This is a genomic window from Pseudoselenomonas caprae (genome assembly GCF_008271345.1).
GTDB classification, from domain to species: Bacteria; Bacillota; Negativicutes; order Selenomonadales; family Selenomonadaceae; genus Selenomonas_A; species Selenomonas_A caprae.
The window spans coordinates 1-24,022 of sequence record NZ_VTOZ01000036.1; the positions used below are offsets into that span (position 1 = coordinate 1).

23 protein-coding genes and 2 tRNA genes are annotated in these 24,022 nt (G+C 55.0%); 24 read left to right on the plus strand and 1 reads right to left on the minus strand.

Translation table 11 applies throughout. The features are described from left to right. Window positions 1-29: 29 nt before the first annotated feature. Window positions 30-1,046, minus strand: a complete 1,017-nt coding sequence (gene trpD, locus FZ041_RS12995; protein WP_075445769.1) for an anthranilate phosphoribosyltransferase — start codon at window positions 1,044-1,046, stop codon at window positions 30-32. 163 nt (window positions 1,047-1,209) lie between these two features. On the opposite strand from trpD, the gene FZ041_RS13000 reads away from it, so the two are divergent. From FZ041_RS13000 to FZ041_RS13115, 24 genes are all read left to right on the plus strand, one after another. Next, window positions 1,210-1,286 (plus strand) — tRNA-Pro (locus tag FZ041_RS13000). A 9-nt stretch (window positions 1,287-1,295) separates the two neighbouring features. Further along, window positions 1,296-1,372: transfer RNA gene (locus tag FZ041_RS13005), tRNA-Arg, on the plus strand. 101 nt (window positions 1,373-1,473) lie between these two features. Further along, the gene (locus tag FZ041_RS13010; RefSeq protein WP_187626385.1) at window positions 1,474-3,228 is read left to right on the plus strand and encodes a sensor domain-containing diguanylate cyclase; all 1,755 of its coding nucleotides are present in this window, start codon (window positions 1,474-1,476) and stop codon (window positions 3,226-3,228) included. A gap of 164 nt (window positions 3,229-3,392) precedes the next feature. Beyond that, a complete protein-coding gene (locus tag FZ041_RS13015) occupies window positions 3,393-4,670 on the plus strand; it encodes an ArsB/NhaD family transporter (RefSeq protein ID WP_149189881.1) in 1,278 nt (425 codons plus the stop codon). Window positions 4,671-4,799: 129 nt separating this feature from the next. After that, entirely contained in the window at window positions 4,800-5,072 is a 273-nt protein-coding gene (locus tag FZ041_RS13020; protein WP_371263049.1) for a DUF4321 domain-containing protein, read from the plus strand. Between the two features lie 11 nt (window positions 5,073-5,083). Next, entirely contained in the window at window positions 5,084-5,674 is a 591-nt protein-coding gene (locus tag FZ041_RS13025; protein ID WP_075445772.1) for a Maf family protein, read from the plus strand. After that, entirely contained in the window at window positions 5,643-6,332 is a 690-nt protein-coding gene (gene radC, locus FZ041_RS13030) for a RadC family protein (RefSeq protein WP_149189882.1), read from the plus strand. The genes FZ041_RS13025 and radC overlap by 32 nt, the downstream gene beginning before the upstream one ends. A 156-nt stretch (window positions 6,333-6,488) precedes the next feature. After that, window positions 6,489-7,535 carry a rod shape-determining protein gene (locus FZ041_RS13035; RefSeq protein ID WP_075445774.1) on the plus strand — a complete coding sequence of 349 codons (1,047 nt, stop codon included), beginning with the start codon at window positions 6,489-6,491 and terminating at the stop codon, window positions 7,533-7,535. Further along, window positions 7,532-8,482 (plus strand): rod shape-determining protein MreC, encoded by a 951-nt coding sequence (gene mreC, locus FZ041_RS13040; protein WP_149189883.1) that lies wholly within the window; start codon window positions 7,532-7,534, stop codon window positions 8,480-8,482. Before FZ041_RS13035 ends, mreC begins: the two co-directional genes overlap by 4 nt. Further along, entirely contained in the window at window positions 8,479-8,979 is a 501-nt protein-coding gene (gene mreD, locus FZ041_RS13045; protein WP_075445776.1) for a rod shape-determining protein MreD, read from the plus strand. Before mreC ends, mreD begins: the two co-directional genes overlap by 4 nt. 45 nt (window positions 8,980-9,024) lie before the next feature. Next, window positions 9,025-10,818: a penicillin-binding protein 2 gene (gene mrdA / locus FZ041_RS13050; protein ID WP_075445777.1), complete on the plus strand. Its 1,794-nt coding sequence runs from the start codon at window positions 9,025-9,027 to the stop codon at window positions 10,816-10,818. 38 nt (window positions 10,819-10,856) lie between these two features. Further along, window positions 10,857-11,528, plus strand: a complete 672-nt coding sequence (minC, locus tag FZ041_RS13055; RefSeq protein ID WP_075445778.1) for a septum site-determining protein MinC — start codon at window positions 10,857-10,859, stop codon at window positions 11,526-11,528. 11 nt (window positions 11,529-11,539) lie between these two features. Further along, window positions 11,540-12,328 (plus strand): septum site-determining protein MinD, encoded by a 789-nt coding sequence (gene minD / locus FZ041_RS13060; protein ID WP_075445779.1) that lies wholly within the window; start codon window positions 11,540-11,542, stop codon window positions 12,326-12,328. Window positions 12,329-12,339: 11 nt separating this feature from the next. Beyond that, a complete protein-coding gene (gene minE / locus FZ041_RS13065; RefSeq protein ID WP_075445780.1) occupies window positions 12,340-12,612 on the plus strand; it encodes a cell division topological specificity factor MinE in 273 nt (90 codons plus the stop codon). Window positions 12,613-12,629: 17 nt separating this feature from the next. Next, a complete protein-coding gene (gene rodA, locus FZ041_RS13070; protein ID WP_075445781.1) occupies window positions 12,630-13,733 on the plus strand; it encodes a rod shape-determining protein RodA in 1,104 nt (367 codons plus the stop codon). 138 nt (window positions 13,734-13,871) lie between these two features. Then, the gene (locus tag FZ041_RS13075) at window positions 13,872-16,487 is read left to right on the plus strand and encodes a TIGR03960 family B12-binding radical SAM protein (protein WP_149189884.1); all 2,616 of its coding nucleotides are present in this window, start codon (window positions 13,872-13,874) and stop codon (window positions 16,485-16,487) included. Between the two features lie 36 nt (window positions 16,488-16,523). After that, entirely contained in the window at window positions 16,524-17,966 is a 1,443-nt protein-coding gene (locus tag FZ041_RS13080) for an Rne/Rng family ribonuclease (protein ID WP_149189885.1), read from the plus strand. Window positions 17,967-18,154: 188 nt separating this feature from the next. After that, entirely contained in the window at window positions 18,155-19,360 is a 1,206-nt protein-coding gene (locus tag FZ041_RS13085) for a dicarboxylate/amino acid:cation symporter (protein WP_075445784.1), read from the plus strand. A gap of 1,024 nt (window positions 19,361-20,384) precedes the next feature. Then, window positions 20,385-21,104: a 30S ribosomal protein S2 gene (gene rpsB / locus FZ041_RS13090; RefSeq protein ID WP_075445744.1), complete on the plus strand. Its 720-nt coding sequence runs from the start codon at window positions 20,385-20,387 to the stop codon at window positions 21,102-21,104. 101 nt (window positions 21,105-21,205) lie between these two features. Beyond that, window positions 21,206-22,072, plus strand: a complete 867-nt coding sequence (gene tsf / locus FZ041_RS13095) for a translation elongation factor Ts (RefSeq protein ID WP_075445745.1) — start codon at window positions 21,206-21,208, stop codon at window positions 22,070-22,072. 153 nt (window positions 22,073-22,225) lie between these two features. Next, window positions 22,226-22,975 (plus strand): UMP kinase, encoded by a 750-nt coding sequence (gene pyrH, locus FZ041_RS13100; protein WP_075445767.1) that lies wholly within the window; start codon window positions 22,226-22,228, stop codon window positions 22,973-22,975. Then, window positions 22,975-23,532 (plus strand): ribosome recycling factor, encoded by a 558-nt coding sequence (gene frr, locus FZ041_RS13105; protein ID WP_149189886.1) that lies wholly within the window; start codon window positions 22,975-22,977, stop codon window positions 23,530-23,532. The genes pyrH and frr overlap by 1 nt, the downstream gene beginning before the upstream one ends. A gap of 1 nt (window position 23,533) precedes the next feature. Next, a complete protein-coding gene (locus FZ041_RS13110; RefSeq protein ID WP_075445747.1) occupies window positions 23,534-23,734 on the plus strand; it encodes an RNA-3-phosphate cyclase in 201 nt (66 codons plus the stop codon). Window positions 23,735-23,753: 19 nt separating this feature from the next. Then, window positions 23,754-23,924, plus strand: a complete 171-nt coding sequence (locus FZ041_RS13115; protein WP_005842915.1) for a 4Fe-4S ferredoxin — start codon at window positions 23,754-23,756, stop codon at window positions 23,922-23,924. The last annotated feature ends 98 nt before the right edge of the window (window positions 23,925-24,022 follow it).

The window sequence follows — 24,022 nt, forward strand, 5'->3', positions numbered from 1 at the left end:
ATGTCACGCGACTTTTTTATGGGAAACAATCAGGCATTCGACAGCTGACGGAATTCCTTGAGCTTATCCATGGCGGCACCGGAGGCGATGAGCTGGCGGGCTTTATCGATACCGGCGGCGATGCTGTCAGCCTGGCCGCCTACGTAGATGGCAGCACCAGCGTTGAGCAGCACGATGTCGGTCTTGGGGCCAGTGGCACCATTCAATATGTCGAGGGTGACCTGGGCATTCTCTGCGGGATCGCCGCCACGGATGTCATCCTTGCTGCAGCGCTGGAAGCCGAAATCTTCTGGTTTTACCGTGTAGCGTTTGAACCAGCCATCGCGGAATTCACAGACACTGGTCGGAGCACTCAGCGAGAATTCATCGAGACAATCTTGGCCGTAGATGACCATGCCGCGCTTGACGCCTAGCGAGAGCATGACTTTAGCCAGTGGCTCGAGCAGATATTCGTCGTAGACACCTAAGACCATGTGGGTCGGATGGGCCGGATTGGTCAAGGGGCCGAGGATATTGAATACGGTGCGGATGCCGAGTTCCTTGCGGATGGCGCCGACGTATTTCATCGAGGTGTGGTATTTCTGCGCAAACATGAAGCAGAGGCCGATCTTCTCGAGTTCTTCGACGACTTTCTCAGGCGGCTGGGCAAGATTGACGCCCAAGGCTTCGAGACAGTCGGCGGCCCCGCACTTGGAAGAGGCTGCGCGATTGCCGTGTTTGGCGACCTTGACACCAGCGGCGGCGATGATCATCGCTGCAGTCGTGGAGATATTGATGCTGTGTGCGTGGTCACCGCCAGTGCCTACGATATCGAGGACGTCCATCGTGTGTTCGACTGTCAGGGCATGATCGCGCATGGCAGCCGCCGAGCCGGAAATCTCGTCGATTGTTTCGGCTTTGGTGCTTTTGGTGGAGAGGGCTGAAAGATAGGCGGCATTCTGTACCTGCGAAGTTTCACCGTTCATGATCTCATTCATGACGTCGTAGGCTTCACGGTAGGACAGGTCTTGCTTGCTGACGATTTTTTCAATGGCTTCCTTTATCATATGTAGTCACCTCAAATACATGTTGCTTTCACGATTAAGATAAACAGTATCATCAAAATGCAAAGTTGTCAACATAACGACGAGGATAGCCTGGAAAAAGTGGTTGGCGGCAAAAAAAAGTTGACAGCTGGAGTTTAATTGGCTATAATACATGAGTGGTCTACGGGATGTAGCGCAGTTTGGTAGCGCGCCTGCTTTGGGAGCAGGATGTCGCAGGTTCGAATCCTGTCATCCCGACCATTGTCTTTTGCGTCAGTAGCTCAGTTGGATAGAGCAACGGCCTTCTAAGCCGTGGGTCGGGGGTTCGAATCCCTCCTGACGCACCAATGGAATCAAGGGCCCCGGGGATTTCCTCGGGGCTTTTTTGGCATTTTGCATGCTTATCCGATGGATGGATCGATTTGTTTTGTTAGAGAAGGTTGTGAAAATGAAACAGATTCCTTTTTCCATAAAAAACCGCCAGGAGCTGCACGACTGCATCGAGAAGGTGCAGCAGGAGGCCCGGGCTTTGAAGAACTTGTCCTGCGTGCTGGTTTCGATTTTCATGGATACGGCCAATGAACGCATGCTGCAGGAGATGAAGCATACCATCAATGCTTCGTTTCCTGAGGCGCAGATCGTCGGCTCGGTTTCGCGGGGAGAAATCGTCAACGGGACATTGGTCGAGCATGATATCGTTGTCAACTTCACCTTGTTTGAGTGCTCGAAAGTCCGGGTCATGTCGTATGATTTCCGGATGATGAGCAGTGAACAGGCCGGTAAGGAACTGCTGGCAATCCTCAATGCGGACAAGGAGGTGGCGGCTGTCGAAGTGATATCTGCCGGCTTCCATCTCGATGTCAACCCGTTTTTCCATGAGGTCTCGAAGTCGCGCCAGGAAATCGTCTTTTTCGGCGGACTGGCCGATGACGGCAGCCTGGGGCAGAATGGTATGGTGTTTGCACAGAATACGACTTTGCGCCATGGTGTGGCCGTGGCGGTATTCAGCGGCAGCAAGCTGCATGTGCAGGCAAGCTCGAGCTTCGGCTGGAAGCCGTTGGGACGCAGCATGACCGTCACGAAGATGGATGGCGAATTCTGCCTCAAGGAACTGGATGGCATGCCGGCACTCAAGGTGTTTGAGCGCTATCTCGGTATTGTGAACAATGACAAATTCCTGGTAGAGGCGTTGACGTTTCCCTTTTATTTCGAGCGCAATGGCACGGTGCTGGCACGCCATCCGCGCCGTTGCCGTGAGGACGGCGGCGTCATGTTCGGAGCGGATTTCCGCGTGGGCGAGAAGGTCCGTCTGGCTTATGGCGATCCCAGCGATATCATCGAGAATGCCATGGTCCTGCAGGAGAATCTGGCCAATTTCCGGCCTGAAGCCATCTTCATGGTCAGCTGCGTAGCCCGCTGGATGCTGTTGGGCAGCGATACGGAGCAGGAGCTTTCGGTCACGCGCCATCTGGCGCCGTCGTCGGGCTTTTATGCTTATGGCGAATTCATGCGCAACGATGCGGGAGAGATCATGGTTTCCAACATGACGCTGGTGACGATCGGCATGCGTGAGGGCCGGGGGAGCAGCACGAAGAAGAGCTTCAAGGTCGAGCATCCGAAGTTCAAGCCGCACCGCACGATCATGGCCCATCTCGTGCATTTCATCGAGACGACGACCCAGGAATTGGAAGAGACGAATGCCAAGCTGACGAAACTAGCGCAGATCGACCGCCTGACCGAGGTCCTGAACCGCGGTGAGACAGAACTGCGCCTGGCCGCGATGCTCAGCCAGTCGCAGCTGTCGGGACAGCCGATGGCGGTCTTGATGCTGGATATCGATGATTTCAAGGGCATCAATGATAACTTTGGCCATGAGATGGGTGATAAGGTCATCGGAGCGGTGGCTGACATCCTGCGGGCTGTGACGCGTACGGATGAGGATGCACCGGGACGCTGGGGCGGCGATGAATTCCTGGTGGCCTTCCAGGATATGGCAGCGCAGGAAGGCAGGGAGGTCGCAGAGCAGATCCGTAAGGAAGTGGCCGCGCTGGACTTCCTGCCTGAGGGCAGGAAGGTCACTGTCAGTATAGGCCTGGCTACGGCTGCCGAGGATGATACGACGAATGCGCTCTGCCGCCGCGTCGATATGGCCCTTTACGAGGCCAAGCGCAGCAGCGGCAAGAATACGGTGGTCATGCACTAACAATTCCCTGCGGGAATAATTGCCTTGCTTTTTGGGCATACCTATGATAAGATGTTTGTACAAATCGATAGATAAACAAGGCGGAGTCTGGTCACTAAGGGCTCCGTCTATTTTTTTATCAGTGGGGAGGGGAGAGATCTCATCCCAGCAAAAGGAGGCATATAATGGAAGTATTAGCTGGTATCATTTTTATTTTGATGTATGTGGTTATCGTGTCGGAGAAGATCCATCGCACGGTGGCTGCGATGCTCGGTGCTACAGTCATGGTACTGATCGGCATCATGGATCAGGAGACGGCACTGCATCATGTGGATTTCAACACGCTGGGCCTGCTGGTCGGCATGATGGTCCTGGTCGGTGTCACGAGCCATACGGGACTGTTCGATTACGTGGCCATCAAGGCGGCCAAGGTGGCTAAGGCTGAGCCGAAGCGCATCCTGGTGTATCTCGGTCTCATTACGGCGATCTTCTCGGCGTTCCTCGATAATGTCACGACGGTTCTGCTGATGGTGCCGGTGACGTTCAGCATCGCCCAGAAGCTGCATATCAATCCGATCCCGTTTCTGCTCACGCAGATCATTGCATCGAATGTCGGCGGTACGGCTACGCTGATCGGCGATCCGCCGAATATCATGATCGGCAGTGCGGTAAAAGAGCTGACGTTCATGGCATTTATCGAGAATCTGGCACCGATTGCCTTTATCAATCTTGTCGTTGTCATCTTTATCGTGGAGATCCTCTACAGCAAGAAGATGAAAACGAAACCAGAGCTGCAGGCTGAGCTCATGCAGATGGACGAGAAGAAATCGCTGAAAGACCGCAAGCTCCTGGCCCGGTCGCTGTTTGTGCTCTCGCTGGTCATCCTCGGTTTCTTCACGCACTCGATCACGCATATCGAGTCGTCGATGATCGCGCTGGCTGGTGGCTTCCTGCTGCTGCTGCTGGCAGGCGGCAGCCATCACCTTGTCGAGACGACGATGAAGTCGGTGGAGTGGGCGACGATTTTCTTCTTCATCGGTCTGTTCATTGCCGTTGGCGGCCTCATCGAGACGGGCATCATCGGCAGCCTGGCCAAGCAGGCCGTCGAGCTCACGGGGGGCAACGTGACGAGCACGTCCCTGCTGGTTCTCTGGCTCAGTGCCATCGTATCGTCGGTGCTTGACAATATCCCGTTCGTAGCGACGATGATCCCGCTCATCCAGGATATGGGAACGATGGGCGTCAGCAACTTGGAGCCGATCTGGTGGAGCTTGGCCCTGGGTGCCTGCCTGGGTGGCAACGGCACGCTGGTCGGTGCTTCGGCTAACCTTATCGTGGCCGGTCTGGCAGCAGACCGTGGCGTCAAGATCACCTTCATCAATTATTTCAAGGTGGGTTTCCCCATCATGCTCTTGACGATTGTGCTCTCGACGGTGTATGTTTATATCCGGTATCTGATGTGATCCGGTGATAAGCGGCTAGGGAATATCAGTTCCCTGGTCGCTTTTTTGTTTTATCTTTTGTCTTTGCTGGCAGGATTATGTCCAGTGGGCGAGAATATTATGGATGGTAAATGGTTTGGAGGGATTCTTTTGGCAAAATTCAGTGGCAGAGGATACGGGATGTGTGTGCTCTTTGTGGTGATCGGTGCTATCTTGGGTGGTATCCTGGGACAGCTGTTGATGAAGGTCGATGCGCTGGCAGGCATCATGCCGTATCTGGTGACGACGTATCCGGTATTTGATATCACGCCGGTAACGTTCAATCTCTATGTGATCCAGCTGACGCTGGGACTTGCCTTTGCACCGAACCTCATGAGCATTCTGGGGATCGTGCTGGCTATTGTCCTGTTCCGCAAGTATTGATAGGAGGCTGTATGATTATTTTAGCGTCGGGGTCGCCACGCCGAAAAGAACTTCTGGATCAGATTGGTGCAGATTTTGTGGTGCAGGTCAGTGAGGCAGCTGAGGAAAGCGGCGATGCGCTGGCACCACAGGAGCTGGTGAAGAGGAATGCCATCGCCAAGGCGGAAGCCGTGGCCAGGGAGCATCCGGAGCTGCCGGTGCTCGGGGCCGATACGGTTGTCGCACTTGACGGGCACACGTATGGCAAACCGTGCGATAAGGCCGATGCTTGCCGCATGCTGCGCCTGTTTGCGGGGCGCACCCATGAAGTGTCGACAGGCATCGCGCTGGTGTGCGGCGGCAAGGTCCATGCGGACGTCGTGACGACCAAGGTCACGTTCGCGCCGCTGACGGAGGCTGAGATCTGCCGTTATGCAGAGACCGGTGAGCCGCTGGACAAGGCGGGAGCTTATGCGGTGCAGGGGCAGGCGGCAGTATTCATCGAGAAGCTTGACGGCTCATACTCGAATGTTGTCGGTCTGCCCTTGCATGCGCTCGCACGGCTGGCTGGAAAGGCAGGCGTCGATTTGTATGGCAATCATGGTGAAGGATCTGCCCGTTGACGAACGTCCACGGGAACGGTTGTTGTTTTCTGGGGCTGCTGCGCTGAGCAATACGGAACTTCTGGCAGTGCTGCTCCGGACGGGGACACGGGAAAAGTCAGTACTTCATATCGCGGAAGAGGTTTTGGCTCATTATAAGGATCGTGGGCTCGAGGCAATCGTGCATATGCCGCCGGCAGAGCTGGCGGCAGTTAAGGGGGTGGGCAAGGCCAAGGCGGCGACGGTGCTGGCAGCGGTGGAGCTCGGGCGGCGGCTGTCGATGAAGGCGGCCGAGCATATCGTGGTCGTGCATGATCCCGAGGATGCGGCGCATTTTGCCCTGCCGCGGTTCCGCTTCGAGCAGCGGGAGCATTTTGCCGTCATGCTGCTGGATACGAAGAACCATATCCTCGGGATGCCGGATGTATCGGTGGGCAGCCTCCAGGCTTCTGTGGTACATCCGCGCGAGGTATTCCGGGCGGCTATCGACTACGCAGCTGCGGCGATGATCCTGTTCCATAATCATCCGAGCGGCGATCCGACACCGAGCCGTGAGGACATCGCGGTAACCCAGCGGCTGGTCAAGGCGGGCAAAATCATGGATATTCCGGTACTTGACCACATCATCCTCGGCAGGGAATGCTTCTTGAGCTTGAAAGAAAAGGGAATGTTGTCGTAAGAAAATCCTTTTTTTTCTTGTGCTTTTCTGTAAATTTCCGTTACAAACCCCCATGAGTTGTGCTACAATAAGATAGCTGTTTAAAAATCAAAGTAAAATCTGCTGGCGCTGAGGCGTCGGCTTGTTTAAAAGTTTTGAAGGGAGTTTTTCAGTAAAATGTGGAGTCTTTTGGGTGGTTTATCGCACGATATGGGTATTGACCTCGGTACGGCAAATACGCTGGTTCATGTGAAGGGCAGAGGTATTGTCCTGCGTGAGCCGTCGGTTGTCGCCATCAAAAGCGACACGGGAGATGTCCTGGCCGTTGGCGAAGAGGCCAAGCAGATGATCGGCCGTACGCCGGGCAACATTGTAGCAATCCGTCCGATGAAGGATGGTGTCATCGCTGATTTCGATGTGACCCAGGCAATGCTGAAATACTTCATCCGCAAGGCGATGGGTTCGAAGTCCTTCATGAGTTCGCGCCCGCGCGTTGTCGTTGGTGTGCCTTCCGGTGTCACGGAAGTTGAGAAGCGTGCTGTCATCGACGCTGCTCAGCAGGCAGGCGCACGTGAAGCATATCTGATCGAGGAGCCGATGGCTGCGGCTATCGGTGCTGGCCTGCCGGTCGAGGAAGCGACGGGCAGCATGGTCGTCGATATCGGTGGCGGTACGACGGAGATCGCAGTCATCTCTCTCGGCGGTATCGTTACGAGCCGTTCCATCCGCATCGGCGGTGACGAGATGGATTCCTCCATCGTGCAGTACATCAAGCGCATGTACAACCTCATGATCGGTGAGCGCACGGCAGAGGAGATCAAGATCAACATCGGTACGGCTATCGTCACGCCGGATACGGACAAGACGATGGATATCCGTGGCCGTGACCTCGTAAGCGGTCTGCCGAAGACGCTGACCATCCAGGCCAAGGAGATCCGCGAGGCTCTGAACGAGCCGATCTACAAGATCATCGATGCGGTCAAGGGAACGCTGGAGAAGACTCCGCCAGAGCTGGCTGCTGATGTCATGGACCACGGCATCATGATGACGGGCGGCGGTGCGCTGCTTACGAATTTCGACAAGCTGCTCTCGCATGAGACTGGCATGCCGGTACTCGTTTCCGAGGATGCGCTTTCCTGCGTCGGTGAGGGTACGGGCAAATCCCTCGAGAACATCGAGCTTCTCAAACGTGTAGTCATGACCTCGAAGAAGTTGAGACAATGAGCAACAGGGTAAGAAAAGATAAGGATTCGCATCGCAAGCTATGGGCTGTGCTCTTTGTCATTGTGAGCTTGTTCTGCATCATTTTCTTTGTCGCTCGCGGGCGGTTCCAGGCACCAGTGAGCAGCAAGGCTGCCTTGCTGGTGCTCTCGCCGTTCCAGCAGGCGGTTTCCTGGGTAGGCAGCCAGGTGAGTCATGTCACTGGCAGCATCTGGGAAATCGTGACGGTGCATGAGCAGAACAAGATGCTGCGCAATGAAGTCGAGCAACTGCGCGTGCAGAATCTTGAGGCCAGTGAAGCATTGGCAGAAAATGAGCGCTTGCGCACGCTGCTGGGCTATCGGCAGATGATGACGCAGTTCGATATGGTTGGTGCGCGCGTAATCGGCCGTGATTCGGCGACCTGGTCGAGTGTCATCATCATTGACCGAGGCCAGAAGGATGGCGTCAATACCGATATGACGGTAGTGACGGAAAAAGGACTGGTCGGTCATATTCTCGAGGCAGGCTGGAACACATCGAAGGTGCAGCTTATCCTCGATCCGCGTTCTTCGGTCGGCACGATCGTGCAGCGGGCTGAGTCGCGCGTGGCAGGTATTGTCCAGGGGGATTTGGATAATCCTACGATGCCGCAGATGGTCAATATCCCGAAGAATGCTGATGTAGTCGAGGGCGATGTCATCGTGACATCTGGTTTTGGCGGCACGTACCCGAAAGGTATAGTGGTCGGCCTTGTCTCGTCGCTGCAGAATGATTCGGGCGGTTTGCTGAAGATAGGCTTGCTGGAGCCGGCGGTGGACTTCCAGAAGCTTGAGGATGTCATGGTCATCACGGAGTCGCGTGAAGCGCCGCCTGAGCCCATAAAGCCGCCAGCGCAGACGCCGGGGACTGAGACGGATCCCGCTGCGCAGGCAGCTGCAGCCAAGGCCGCTGAGGAGAATCCACAATGAAGAAGTTTGGAAGACTAGCATTATTTGTCATTGCGTTATATGTCCTGCAGACTTCGCTGCTGCCGATGATTGCCTATCGTGGCATCAGTCCGGATCTCATGCTGCTGCTTACCGTATCGTTCGCCTTTTTGCGCGGTGTGCGTCAGGGCGGGCTCATGGGGTTTGCCACAGGCCTGCTGCAGGATCTGGCTTCCGGGACATTCCTTGGCATCAACGCATTCACGCGCATGCTGCTGGGCATGTTTTTTGGCCGGTTCTCTGACCGGGTGTTCAAGGAACAGTTCTTCTTGCCGGTCACAGCATCCATCACGGCAATTATCGCGAACTATTTTATTTTGGCGTTGCTTATGGTATTATTAGGTTATCGCTTTAATCTGGTGAGCAGCTTGCAAACGATGCTTATACCGATGCTCATCTATCAACTGGCTTTTGCCTATCCGGTTCATCGTTTTACCTATGAGCTGGACAAGAAGCTAAGTGAAAAAGAAAAACACTGATTAAGGCACCTTGCGGGGTGCCTTTCGTTATGGGAGAGATATTTCTTGGTCGAAAATGACGAATTTGGCGGCAGAATAAAGGTACTGAGCTGGTTATGCGTACTGGTTGTTGCCGTACTCATCGGCCGTGCCGGTTATTTGCAGATCTATGAGGGCGATTATTATGCGGCGCTTGCTGAGGGCAACCGCATCCGCATCATACCGTCCATGGCACCGCGCGGGACGTTCTATGACCGCAACGGCAATCTGCTGGTACAGAATCGTCCGGGTTTCACGGTATCCTTGCTGCCACTTACGGCACCGATCTCTGACGATGTCATCGCACGTTTGTCAGAGCTGGTCAAGGTGCCTGTGCCGAAAATCAAAGAGAAGATCGCCGCGCACAGCGGCTTCGATCCGATCCGCATCAAGGCGGATGTCACGCCGGATATCGTGACGATCATCGAGGAGCAGAAGAGCAATTATCCCGGGGTGGTCATCGAGGTGCAGCCAATCCGCGACTATACCAACAAGCAGGAAGCGGCCCATACCTATGGCTATGTCAGTGAGATCAACGACATGGAGCTGGAGAAGCTCAAGGATCAGGGCTATAAGTCTGGCGACATCATCGGCAAGTTCGGTTTGGAGAAGATCTATGACAAGGAGCTGCGCGGCGAGAATGGTGGCCAGCAGGTTGAGGTCGACGTATCGGGCAAGCCGGTGCAGATCATCGGCAAGAAGGACCCCATTCCCGGCGATGACCTCTATCTGACGATCGATGAGGGCTTGCAGACGGCAGCGGAAAAGGCAGTTGATGAGCAGTTGAAGCTCATCCATGCCAATGCAGCCGCAGCGGTGGCCATGAACCCGCAGACTGGTGAGATCTTGGCTATCGTCAGCCGTCCGGCGTTCGATCCGAACTTGTTTGCCCATGGCATTTCCACGAAGGACTGGAATGCGCTGAACAACAATCCCTATCATCCGATGGACAACAAGGCCATCACGGGTGAGTATCCGCCGGGCTCGACGTTCAAGATTGTGACAGGTACGGCGGCTTTGACCGAGGGGGTTGTCTCGCCGGAAGAGCTCATCAACGATACGGGACGCCACTGGATCATTCCGAAGGGCAATGCCGAAGGCGAGGCCTTGGGCCTCATCAATTTCCGGCAGGCTATGGCCCATTCGGATAACGTCTATTTCTATGAGATGGGCAACCGTCTTGGCATCGACCGTCTCGAGAAATATGCGCGGATGTTCGGTCTCGGCAAGACGACAGGCATTGACCTGCCCTATGAGGCGTCTGGCCTGGTCGCAAACCGCAAGTATAAGGAACTGAACTTCGAAGATGGCGAATGGTATCTGTCGGAGACCTTCGATGCGGCTATTGGTCAGGGCTTCAATCTGGTGACGCCGCTGCAGGCGGCCATGCTGATGGGGGAGATTGCCGCGGATGGCAAGCGTTTCCGCCCGCATGTCGTGCAGCGGATCGTCGGGCCTGATGGCAAGACGGTCAAGGAGTTCAAGCCCGAGCTGCTGTCGACCCTCGATGTCACGCCTTCGGTACTGAAGCTGGTGCAGGATGGCCTGCACGATGTCACGAAGTATGGTACGGCAGCTTCGTCGTTCCAGGGATTCAACATCGATATCGCGGGCAAGACGGGAACGGCGGAGAATCCCCATGGCCGTGACCACGGCTGGTTCGTCGCTTACGGGCCCTTTGACAATCCGACGATTGTCGTGGCGGTCATCGTCGAGCAGGGCGGTTTCGGTTCACAGTCGGCAGTGCCTATCGGCCGCAAGATCCTTGAAGCTGCCTTTGGGGTCAACCAGCCCAGCGACAAGGCCCAGGCAAAACAGTAAGCAAGTCATATAAAATATAAGTAGAAGTGAGGACAGCCATGAGTGATGAGATTGTAAAGATCAAGGGCAGCAAGTCCGGTCTGCAGCTTAGCTTTGCAGAAGGCGCTGCTTTTGCGGCTGTGCGCAAGGACATCGAGGAGAAGCTGGTATCCGGCACAGGATTCTTCCTGCGCGGGACGCTGGTGCTGCTCCCGAAGGATGCCTTTTCCGAGACGGAGCGTGCCCAGCTGCAGAAGATGTTCCATGAACATGGACTGATCTGCCGGACGATGAATCCTGAGGCGCAGCCGACCCCTTCGGAGCAAGTGCGCCGGGAAAATGAGCAGGAAAAACAGCGGCAGGCAGCTGCTCAAGCGCAGGCGGCGTCTAGGAAAGAAAAAGTCCAGGAGATGGTCGTAGTCAATCGCACGCTGCGCGGCGGGCAGGAGATCCGCACAGAGAGTTCGGTGATGGTCTGCGGCAATGTCAATCCTGGTGCGCAGATCATTGCTGGCGGCAGCATCGATATCCGGGGGACCTGCCGTGGCATGGTACATGCGGGCGCCTTTGGGGACAACACGGCATTCATCATTGCCGACCATCTGATGCCGACGCAGATCCGCATCTCGAATCTGATCGCGCGGTCGCCGGACGAGATGGAAAAGACAGAGCGAGCTGAGCGGGCTTCCATCAAAGAAGGCCGCATTGTGATTGAACCAATAGAAAGGTAGGAACGGACAATATGAGTGAAATCTATGTAATTACCTCCGGTAAAGGTGGCGTTGGCAAGACGACGACGACGGCAAATCTCGGTGTGGGTCTTGCTATGCGTGGCAAGAAGGTCGTGCTGGTCGATACGGATACGGGCCTCAGGAACCTCGACCTGCTCCTCGGGCTGGAGAACCGCATCATGTATGATCTGATTGACGTTACCGAGGGCCGTGTACCTTACAAGAAAGCGTTGGTTCGCCACAAGAAATATGACACGTTGTTCCTGCTGCCGACCTCCCAGGTCAAAGACAAGATGGCTGTGAATCCGGAGCAGCTTGTCGCACTCTGCAAGGAGCTGCGGAAGGAGTTCGACTATATCCTGATCGACTGCCCGGCTGGTATCGAGCAGGGCTTCAAAACGGCAATCGCTGCTGCTGATACGGCGCTCGTCGTCACGATGCCGGAGATCTCGGCAGTACGCGATGCGGACAAGATCATCGGCGAGCTTGGCCGTGCCGATAAGCAGGACATCAAGCTCATCGTCAACCGTATCCGTCCGCAGATGGTTGAAAACGGCGATATGCTCGATATGAGTGATATCAACGATATCCTCTCGATCGACTGCATCGGGCAGGTGCCGGATGACATCAAGGTCGTCACGAGCACGAACAAGGGCGAGCCTTGCATCACGATGGATGATTCGCAGGCTGGCACGGCTTACCGCAACATTGTTGCCCGTATGTGTGGCGAGAGTGTGCCGTTCATGGAATTTGCCAAAGAGGGTTTCTGGGCACGTCTCAAGCATGTTTTCGGTAAATAAGGAGGATTCGTATGATAGACGCATTGATGAAGATTTTCGGCAAAAAAGAACAGTCTGGCAAGATTGCCCGGGATCGCCTGAAGGTCGTACTCATTCATGATCGTGCCAACATTTCTCCGGAAGTCATGGAGAACCTCAAGAACGATATCATCAAGGTGATTTCCAACTACATGGAGATCAATCAGCATGATATGGATATCTCGCTGGCCAATGACGATGATTCGGTGGCCCTGGTCGCCAATATCCCAGTCAGCCGCATGAAACACGACAAAGGCACCCATTGAGAGATGAATAAGAAGAAATGACGAAAAGTATATTACGTCGCACAGATTTCACTCTGCTGGCCGCGACCCTGGGCATCATCCTCATGAGCCTGGTCATCATCGGCAGTGCGACCCATATCAATACACCCAGTGACGACCGTTACTGGTTTGTGGCTCGTCAAGGTATCTTTGCTTTGATGAACATCGGCCTGGCGGTGTTCCTGATGAACTTTGACTACAAGATGCTGCAGGGCTACGGCAATCGGCTCTATGTCTTCAATCTCATCATGCTGGTGGCCGTCATGCTGGTCGGCCAGTCGGCACTGGGCGCCCAGCGCTGGATCTCGATTGGTCCTATCAGCATCCAGCCGTCGGAGTTCTCGAAGATCATCATGATCATCTCGCTGGCGGCGATGCTGGAGGAGCGGGTTGGCAAGCTGAACACGCTGCATGACCTGCTGCCAGTAGCAGCCTATGTCGGTGTGCCCTTCCTCTTGGTCCTCAAGCAGCCAGACCTGGGCACATCGCTGGTGTTCATGGCGATCTTCCTCGGCATGATCTTCATCAGCGGCATAAACCTGCGGCTGTTGGGCGGGATATTTGCCGCAGGCATAGCGATGATGCCGCTGCTATGGCATGTGCTCAAGGATTACCAGAAGATGCGCATCATGGTCTTCATGGACCCGAATGTCGATCCGCTGGGCTCGGGCTATCACATCATCCAGTCGAAGATAGCCATCGGGTCGGGGATGCTGTTCGGCAAGGGCTTGTTTGGCGGCACCCAGAGCCAGCTGAACTTCCTGCCGGAGAACCATACGGACTTCATTTTCGCCGTGGTCGGCGAGGAGCTCGGCTTCATTGGCGTGACGTTCCTGCTGCTGCTGTACCTTGTCGTCCTTTGGCGTGGCGTGCTGATCGCGCGCGATGCCAGCGATATGTTCGGGCGGCTGCTGGCTGTTGGCATCACTTCGATGCTGGCCTTCCACGTGCTGGTGAATGTCGGCATGACGCTGGGCATCATGCCGGTGACAGGTATTCCGCTGCCCCTCATGAGCTACGGTGTCAGCTCGCTGACGACCAATATCCTGTCGATTGCGATACTCTTGAATATCCAATTGCGAAAACAAAAATTGCTGTTCTAGCAGAATGATAGGCCTTCTCCGGGGATGCCACCGGCATCCCGCGCCTGCTGGCGCCCTGTAGGGGAAGGTTTTTTTACAGATAACAGATAATAGATAGAATGAAATGATTCGGAACTGAATGATGGAGGAATGAACAAAATGGTACGACTTGACCACGAGGTGCTTCAGAACGTATTGAAGCCGTCCCGCTATACTGGCGGCGAGTGGAATGCCGTGAAGAAAGATTGGGATAAAGTGGATTGCACGTTTGCCTTGGCGCTGCCCGATGTCTATGAGGTCGGCATGAGCAACCTTGGCCTTGCCATCCTGTACGAGGTGCTCAACCGTCAGCCAAATATCGCCGCAGAACGCGTCTATGCGCCCTGGACGGATATGGAGCAGGAAATGCGCGCGCGCAACATCCCGCTGTTCTCGCTGGAGACCCATACGGAGCTGGCTGCCTTTGATTTGTTCGGCTTCTCGCTGCAATACGAGATGATCTATTCGAATGTGCTCAATATGCTCGACCTGGCGCAGATCCCTATCTGGGCCAAGGACCGTACGCTCGATATGCCGTTTATCGTGGGTGGCGGTCCTTGTGTCTACAACGTGGAGCCGATTGCTGATTTCTTTGATTTCTTCATCGTCGGTGAGGGCGAAGAAGTCATCGTCGAGGTGTCCCAGGCAATGGCCGCATGGAAGAAAGCGGGCCGGCCGGGGGGCCGCCGCGGCTTCCTCGAGCGCCTGCTGACGATGGACGGCATCTATGTGCCGTCGTTCTATGAGCCGGTCTATGCTGCCAGTGGCGATTATGAGCGTTTGACGCCGCTGGATGAAAAGGCGAAAGCCATCATCTACAAGCGTGTCTGCCGTGATATGGATGAGGCCATGTCGGTGGAGAATCCTATCGTGCCGTATATGGATATCGTCCATAACCGCATCATGCTCGAGTTGTTCCGCGGCTGCTCCCGCGGCTGCCGATTCTGCCAGGCTGGCATCTGCTACCGTCCGGCCCGCGAGCGCACCGAAGCCAAGCTCAAGAAGATGGCGCGCGGGCTCGTGGATAAATCCGGTTACGACGAGATGAGCCTTACGTCCCTGTCGTCGGCGGACTATTCCTGCTTGGGCGGTCTTGTCGATGACCTCATGGAGGATTTCAAGGACGAGAAGGTCAGCTTTTCGCTGCCATCGCTGCGCATCGACAGCTTTTCCATCGACCTTGCGCACAAGATGCAGCAGGTCAGGAAATCTGGCCTGACGTTTGCGCCGGAGGCAGGTACGCAGCGGCTGCGTGATGTCATCAACAAGGGCGTCACCGAGGAGAATCTCATGAACGCCTGTGGTTCGGCGTTCCGTCAGGGCTGGAAACAGGTCAAGCTCTACTTCATGATGGGCCTGCCGACAGAGACCGATGAAGATATCATCGGCATTGCCAAGCTCGCGAAGAAAGTCGTCGATCTTTATACGGAGATCAAGGGCCGCCGTGGCGTCAAGGTCACGATTTCCGTTTCGTGCTTCGTACCGAAGCCGTACACGCCGTTCCAGTGGTTCGGTCAGCTGCCGATTGCTGAGTTTGAACGCCGCCAGCAGCTGCTCAAGGAAAATATCACCGACCGTGCCATTACCTTCAACTATCACGATGCGCGCCTCTCGATCATCGAGGGCGTCCTGGCGCGTGGTGACCGCCGCCTGAGCAAGGTCATCTATCAGGCTTGGCAGGATGGGGCGAAGTTTGATGGCTGGTCAGATCTCTATAAGCATGACACTTGGCTTGCTGCCTTTGACAAGTGCGGGGTCGATATGAGCTATTACAATGAGCGTACCCGTGACTTCAACGAGGCACTGCCCTGGGATATCACTTCGCCGGGCGTCAATAAGGATTTCCTGCTGCGCGAGTGGCAGCAGGCCATGGAGGGGGCGCTTACGATCGACTGCCGCCGTAGCAAGTGCACGGGCTGTGGCATCTGCCCGAATCTCGGCGTCCATGTCATCGACTATGCCAAGGAGGCCAAGCCAGTGGATCTGTCCACTGAGACAGCGGCACCGAAGCAGCCGGAGACCGACCCGAAGGGCCCGGGGAAACCGCGCACGCTCTATAAATTCCGCGCGGAAATCACGAAGGGCGACGAGCTTCGCTATGTCTCGCATCTCGATTATGCCAATCTCTTCTTGCGGGCCTTCGACCGCGCCAAGCTGCCGATGGCCTATTCGGAGGGCTTCAACCCGCATATGAAGGTTTCCTTCGCTTCGGCACTGTCACTGGGCGTGACGAGCGAGGCCGAGTACATGGACTTCGAGCTCGTAAAACCAGTCTGCCAGCCTGAGGTATTTGACCGGCTCAAGGCACAGTTGCCACCGGGGGCCGAGCTGCGCGAGCTCCGCGAGGTGCACGGCAAGCAGCCGGCGCTCATGGCCCAGGCGGATGAGGCTCGCTATACCTTGACGGTACCCTATACGGGCAGTGAGGCTGAGGCCCAGAAGGCGATCAAGGCTTACAACGATGCGGCTGAGGTGATATGGCAGCGTGTGACGCCGAAGAAGAAACGGGAAATAGAAACGAAGCAGTATATGAAGCAGCCGGTCACGGCTGAACTGACGGCGGCGGGGCTGCGGTTGGTCATGGACATCATCATCACCCAGTCCGGCAGTGTCAAGCCTGTCGAGATCCTGACGGCAATCCAGCAGCAGTTCGGGCTGGCCGTTGATGCCTCGCAGGCCTTGATCACGCGCAATGGTCTGTTTGCACATGGCAAACGCTTGATTGAACTGGTATAATGGATATAGCTGACACGTGGGAAAAGGGGGGAGCTTATGAAATCCATACTGGTGACTTGTGTACCCGAAGAGAACCGGGTAGCCATGGTGGAAGATGGCGTGCTGGAAGCCATTGAGATGGAACGCTCGTCCCATTCACACCTGGTAGGGAATATCTATAAGGGGCAGGTGCAGAATGTCCTGCCTGGCATGCAGGCGGCTTTTGTCGACATCGGGACGGAGAAGAACGCATTCCTTTACATCGGCGATGGCTTGCCTCAGGATGTGGTTAAGGCGCTGCCGAAGGTGCAGCACATCCATATCGGCCAGCGGCTGCCCGTGCAGATCATCAAGGATGCCATCGGCACGAAGGGGCCGCGCGCCACGACGCATATCTCGCTGCCGGGGCGCAACGTCGTCTTGATGCCGACGGCTGCCTATATCGGCATGTCGCGCCGCATTGATGATGAGGCGGAGCGCAGTCGCTTGCATGAGATAGCCAGCCGCATCTGTCCTCAGGGCATGGGGCTCATCATCCGCACCGTGGCGGCAGGGCAGAGTGAGGAGACCTTGAAGGCGGATGTGGACTATCTGGTCAAGCTCTGGGAGTCCATCATGGCGCGCTTCAAGCTCAAGGGCAAGGGAACAAATCTGCTGTTCCGCGATGCAGATCTCATCATCCGCATGGTGCGCGACTCGCTGACCGATGAGGTGGATGAGGTGCTCATCGATGATCGCGAGGTCTGGCAGCGGGTGGTCGACCTAGTGCAGTTCCTCTCGCCGCATCTGGCCCAGCGGGTCAAGCTCTACGAGGGCAAAGAGCCGCTGTTCCGCAAATACGGCATCGAAGATGAGCTCGAAAAGCTTGGAGCGCGGCAAGTGGAGCTCAAGTCTGGCGGATTCCTCGTCATCGACAAGACGGAGGCTTTGACCGTCATTGATGTCAATACAGGCAAATATGTCGGCAAGTCGAATCTTGCAGATACGGTCTACCAGACAAACCTTGAGGCAGCTGCCGAGATCCTGCGGCAGATCCGCCTGCGCGATATCGGCGGCATCATCATCGTCGACTTCATCGATATGGAGAAGGAGGCGCAGAAGGAGCATCTGCTGAACTATATGCGCGAAAATGTCCGTCATGACCGCACGAAGACGAACATCGTCGACATCACGAGCCTGGGGCTCGTGGAGATCACCCGCAAGAAATCGCGGCAGAATCTCGATAGCATCATTTACAGCGAGTGTCCGGTCTGCCATGGGCGCGGCCGCGTCGAGTCGCCAGAGACTGTGAGCATCCGCATCGCGGCGGCCATCCGCCGCATGGAGCGCAGTTCCCATGCGCGGGAAGGCTATGAGATCGAGGTCCATGAGACCGTGGCCGAGGAGCTGCGGGCGAATCAGCTGATGATGGACCTGGCCGCGGAATTCGGCACAGATATCAAGGTGACCGTCAAGCCTGGCATGCATCCGGAAAACTATTCGATTCTCCAGCAGAGCTGAATATGAGAAGCAACACCTCCCGAGGCGGATATATATCCACCTCGGGAGGTGTTTATTTATGTATACAATACACATAACACCTATATGTCTGTATAGTGTAGACACATATGGAAACTATCAGTATAATAAAGGCAGATGAGGGATTGTGAAATCATATTATCTTATTTTCCAGCAAAGGAGTGATTGTTATGAACCTTTCAATCAAGATTTTTATCGCTCTGATACTTTCTGTTGTCGTTGGCCTTATTGCCGGTGAACCGGGACTGCCGTTCATCAACTGGTGGATTGCGCCAATCGGCACCATCTTCATCAATCTCATCAAGATGATGATTGTACCGGTCGTATTCTTCTCCCTCGTCGTCGGTATGACAAGTCTCGGTGATACGAAGAAATTGGGACGCATCGGTCTCAAGACGATCCTGCTCTATCTCTGCACGACGGCGGTGGCCATCGTCATCGGCTTTGGCATTGCCGGCCTTGTCCATCCGGGGGTGGGCCTGCAGATGGCCAGTGAGGCAGCCGTCAAGGTCAAGGAAGCACCATCGATCATGCAGGTGTTCGTGGCCATGGTTCCTGCCAACCCCATCGAGGCGATGGCTAAGGCCCAGATCCTGCCGGTCATCATCTTCTCGCTGTTTGTCGGTGTCGGCATCTTGAAGGTCGGCGGTGAGCGGGCGGAACTGCTCGTCAGATTCTTCGATGCTGGGGCAGAGGTATCCTACAAGATCATCGGCCTCGTCATGAGCTTCGCACCGTATGGTGTCTTCGCACTGCTGTTGCCGGTCGTAGCCAAGAATGGCCCGAAGGTACTGCTGCCGTTGATGTCGGTCATCGCCTGCGTGGCTGTTGGCTGCGCAATCCATGCGATTGCCGTCTACTCGACGCTGGCCAAGGTCTGGGGCGGACATACGCCGCTGGAATTCTTCAAGGGCATGAGCGAGCAGATGCTCATCGCCTTCACGACTTGCTCGAGCGCCGCATCCCTGCCAGTCAATATGAAGAACTGCCAGGAGAAGCTCGGTGTATCCCGTGAGGTGTCATCCTTCGTCCTGCCGCTCGGTGCGACGATCAATATGGATGGCACGGCGCTTTACATGGGTGTCTGCACGCTGTTCATCGCCAACGTATTCGGCATCGACCTGACGGCTGGCCAGATGATGATGATCGTGCTGACAGGCACGCTGGCCTCGATCGGTACTGCAGGTGTCCCGGGCGCCGGCCTCATCATGCTGGCCATGGTGCTGCAGTCTGTCGGCCTGCCGATCGAGGGCATGGCACTGGTGGCTGGTATCGACCGCGTCCTCGATATGTTCCGTACCTGCCTCAATATCACTGGTGATGGTGCGGTGACGATTGTTATGGATCAGGAAGAGAAAAAACATGCGGCAGCTTAATATAGCTGGCATTTATGCTTAAGGCGGAAGTTGTGAGATGACCGTCTGATGAATACGAAGACCCGTTGACATTACAAGAAGTCAACGGGTCTTTTGTTAAATTGCAGTTTATCTGTCCGTACGTGGTTAAAACAAACTCGTTACAGCTCAGCTTGGGTGGGGGCGGGTGCACTTTTTCTCCGCTCCCGCTAAATGACCCGCGCGGCTGCTTTAGTACGTACTTAGATACATGTGCCGGGCAGGCCAGCGGCACGCCGATACATCTAGACGTTCTAGTGATTATCTCCCGCGGGCCATCCCTCACTGCGTTCGGGCAAATCGCTCCCGCTGCGAAGAAAGTGTACCCGCCCCCGCCCTCTGCTACGTTTGGATAAGCCTGCTTTGTTCCGGCAATAGGTTACGAATTACATCGATGTGCTTGTTACGAGAGAAACGGTTCGTACAAACCTGCTCATGCGGATGATAGGGGCGAACGGGGGAGTGCTTCTTTCTATCTGGAGCGACTGTCCTAGGCACAGAATGATACACACTAACGTATTAGCAGGTTGAAGATTCATTTGGGCTATTGCTGAAACGAAGCCGCCGGGCAGGGGAGTACCATAAGCGTAACATTGATGGTTTGCGTGAAGAAAATATTTTTTGCCTACACATTCCGTTGAAAAATTCACACCGTTCAAGCGTAGCGCGTTTGGGAACTTTTTCAATGCTTAGTTAAAGGCAAAAAATATTTTTAGCAAAGCATCTAAGTGAAGCGTTGGTACTCCCCTGCCCGGCGGCGCGGCTTTTCTCGAATAAAAACACGGTAATTTACAAACTGCAATTTGAAGACTGATTATGGGGAATAGGTTTTTGTAGGGATAGGACAAAATTTTTTGTTTTAAGGATTGCTTTTTTCTATTTGCCCATGATATAATATCTCACGGTGTAATAAAAAGCATGGGTTTCCGATATCTGCCCTGTGCCCTGATACAGGGTGGTGCAGAAGATGAGGAGCTCAGAAGAAAAAAACAGGAGGTGCACCAACATGGCAGTTATTTCCATGAAACAGTTACTTGAAGCAGGTGTCCACTTCGGACATCAGACCCGCCGTTGGAACCCGAAGATGGCTAAATACATCTTCACGGAGCGCAATGGCATCTACATCATCGACCTGCAGAAGACCGTCAAGAAAGTTGACGAGGCTTATGCATTCCTTCGCAGCGTTGCTGAAGAAGGCAAGAACATCCTCTTCGTCGGCACGAAGAAACAGGCTCAGGAGGCTATCAAAGAGGAGTCCCTGCGCGCTAACATGTTCTATGTCAACGAGCGTTGGCTCGGCGGCATGATGACGAACTTCCAGACGATCCAGAAGCGTGTTGCCCGTCTCAAAGAGCTCGAGGCTATGGAAGCTGATGGCACGTTCGAAGTCCTCACGAAGAAAGAAGTACAGGTTCTCCGCCATGAGATGGAGAAACTCGAGAAATACCTCGGCGGTATCAAAGACATGAACAAGCTGCCGGGCGCTCTCTTCATCGTCGATCCGCGCAAAGAGCGTATCGCTGTTGCTGAGGCTCGCAAGCTCAATATTCCTATCGTTGCTATCGTTGACACGAACTGCGATCCGGATGAGATCGACTATGTCATCCCGGGCAACGACGATGCTATCCGTGCCGTCAAACTGCTGACGGGCCGCATGGCTGACGCTGTCCTCGAAGGCCGTCAGGGCCAGGATGGCGAGGCTGCTGAGACGAAAGCTGCTGAGTAATCCAGACTCACTACGAGAAATCATGACGGGGTAAGGGAATAATTATCCCTTACCCCGTTATTCATTATGAAATCCAAGCTGATTTTAGGAGGAAGAAGTAAATGGCAATCACTGCTGCACTGGTAAAAGAACTGCGCGAGAAAACGGGCGCAGGCATGATGGACTGCAAAAAAGCTCTGACGGCTGTCGATGGCGACATGGAGAAGGCAATCGACTTCCTGCGCGAGAAAGGCATCGCCAAAGCTGAGAAGAAAGCTGGCCGCGTTGCTGCTGAGGGCGCTGTCGCTGCATATGTCAGCGAGGACGCTAAGGTCGGCGCTGTTGTCGAGATCAACTGCGAGACGGACTTTGCTGCTGGCAATGAGCAGTTCAAGGCGCTGACGGCTAAGATCTCCAAGCACATCGTTGAGACGAAACCGGCAGATCTCGACGCGCTGAACAACAGCGAGATCGAGGGCAAGAAGGTTTCTGACCTCATCACGGAAGCTACGGCTACGATCGGTGAGAAAATCTCCCTGCGCCGTTTCGCTTGCTATGAGACGGAAGGCCGTGTGGCAAGCTACATCCACATGGGCGGCAAGATTGGTGTCCTCGTTGAGCTGACGGCTGGCGACGAGGCACTCGGCAAGGATATCGCTATGCAGATCGCTGCAGCTGCTCCGCAGGCTATCGATCGCGCTGGTGTTGACGCTGCTTCCCTCGAGCATGAGAAGGAAGTCCTCCGTAAGCAGGCTGAGGAAGAGGGCAAACCGGCCAACATCATCGAGCGCATGGTTGAGGGCCGCATCAACAAATTCTACAAAGAAGTCTGCCTGAACGAGCAGGTATTCGTCAAAGATTCCGAGAAGACGATCAAAGACGTCCTCGGCGATGCCAAGGTTACGGCATTCACGCGCTTCCAGCTCGGCGAAGGTATCGAGAAGAAAGAAGAGAACTTCGCTGCTGAGGTTGCTGCACAGATGAAATAAGCCATTTCCCACCAGGAAATGCATTTACGGGAGTACATCCGCCAGGATGTGCTCCTTTTTTCGTGAAAAGGGCAAATCGGCGGGGAGAAACATTGTTTCGCATCGCGTTTTCATGTATAATAGATGCAGTATGAGTTTGAATCGGGTACAGTGATGCCTGGATGGAGGTTAATTGTTTTGGAAACAGCAAAGTATAAACGTGTAGTCCTAAAACTCAGCGGGGAATCGCTGGCAGGCGACCAGGGCTTCGGTATCAATCCGTCTGTCGTTGAAGATATTGCCGTGCAGATCAAGAAGGTCCGCGAGCATGGCGTCGACGTTGCAGTTGTCGTAGGCGGTGGCAATATCTGGCGTGGCCTTGCTGGTTCGGCTAAGGGCATGGATCGCGCTACGGCTGACTACATGGGCATGATGGCGACAGTCATGAATGCTTTGGCGTTGCAGGATGCTTTGGAGAAGCTGGATGTGGATACGCGTGTGCAGACGGCTATCGAGATGCGTCAGGTCGCTGAGCTCTATATCCGCCGCAAGGCTATCCGTCACATGGAGAAGGGCCGCGTCGTCATTTTTGGTGCTGGCACGGGCAATCCGTATTTCTCGACAGACACGACGGCTGCACTGCGCGCTGCTGAAATCGAGGCAGATGTCATCCTCATGGCCAAGAAGGGGACGGACGGCATCTATGACTCGGATCCAAACAAGAATGCGGATGCGAAGAAGTTCGATACGCTTTCGTACATCGAAATCATCAACCGTGGGCTGCAGGTCATGGACACGACGGCTACGAGCCTGTGCATGGACAACAAGATCCCCTTGGTTGTATTCAACATTGATGAACACAAAAACATCGTCAAGGCCGCTCTGGGTGAAGAGATCGGCACGACGGTAGGAGGTAATGAATAATGATCAAAGATATCCTTGCTTCCCATGAGGAACGCATGCAGAAATCCATCGAGGCGCTCAAACGCGAATTCGCTACGCTGCGTGCTGGCCGTGCTACGCCGTCCTTGCTCGACAAGGTCACGGTGGACTACTATGGTGCACCGACGCCGGTCAACCAGATCGCCAAGGTTTCGGTTCCGGAGCCGCGCATGATCATCATCCAGCCGTATGAGAAATCCATCCTGCATGACATCGAGGTCGCTATCATGAAATCTGACCTCGGCCTGTCGCCAAACTCGGATGGCACGGCTATCCGCCTGGCTATCCCGGCGCTGACCCAGGAGCGCCGTCAGGAGCTCGTCAAGTCGGTCAACAAGAAGGCTGAGGAAGCGAAAGTAGCCATCCGCAATGTCCGCCGCGATGGCAATGACGCAATCAAGAAGCTGGAGAAAGCCAAGGAAATCACGGAGGATGATTCCAAGCGCGGCCAGGAGAGCATGCAGAAGCTTGTCGACAAATACATCAAGCTTGTCGACACGACGAAGGATGCTAAAGAGAAAGAGGTCATGGAAGTCTGATATGGCTTCGGATGTGATCGGCCGTCCCTGGGCGGAGGCGGAGCAGCTGCTCCGGCAGGCAGGGACTCATTTCCAGACGGAAATATCATGCCCAACGCGTGATTTTTTCAAGACAGATTCGAGCTGTCTTTATGTCGTCCGTGAGCGCAGTCTTGCTGACGGCACTCTGCTTGTGACCCTCGTGGCTAAGCAGAAGAAATGAGCGAAGGAGGTGTCTAGACATGGCATACAAGATCAACGATGACTGCATTTCGTGCGGTTCCTGTGCTGCTACTTGCCCGGTTGAGGCTATCAGCGAAGGTGCTGAGCATTATGAAATCGATGCAGACAAATGCGTAGAGTGCGGCGCTTGCGCTGCTGGCTGCCCGGTATCCGCTATCGAGGCTCCCTGACGCATGAGGGAACGTTAGGTTCCATTGGGAATGGGCCCCTCTTACGGCTTGACGGAAGAGGGGCTTGTTCTTATATTTTGGGAAACGTAAAATCCTGA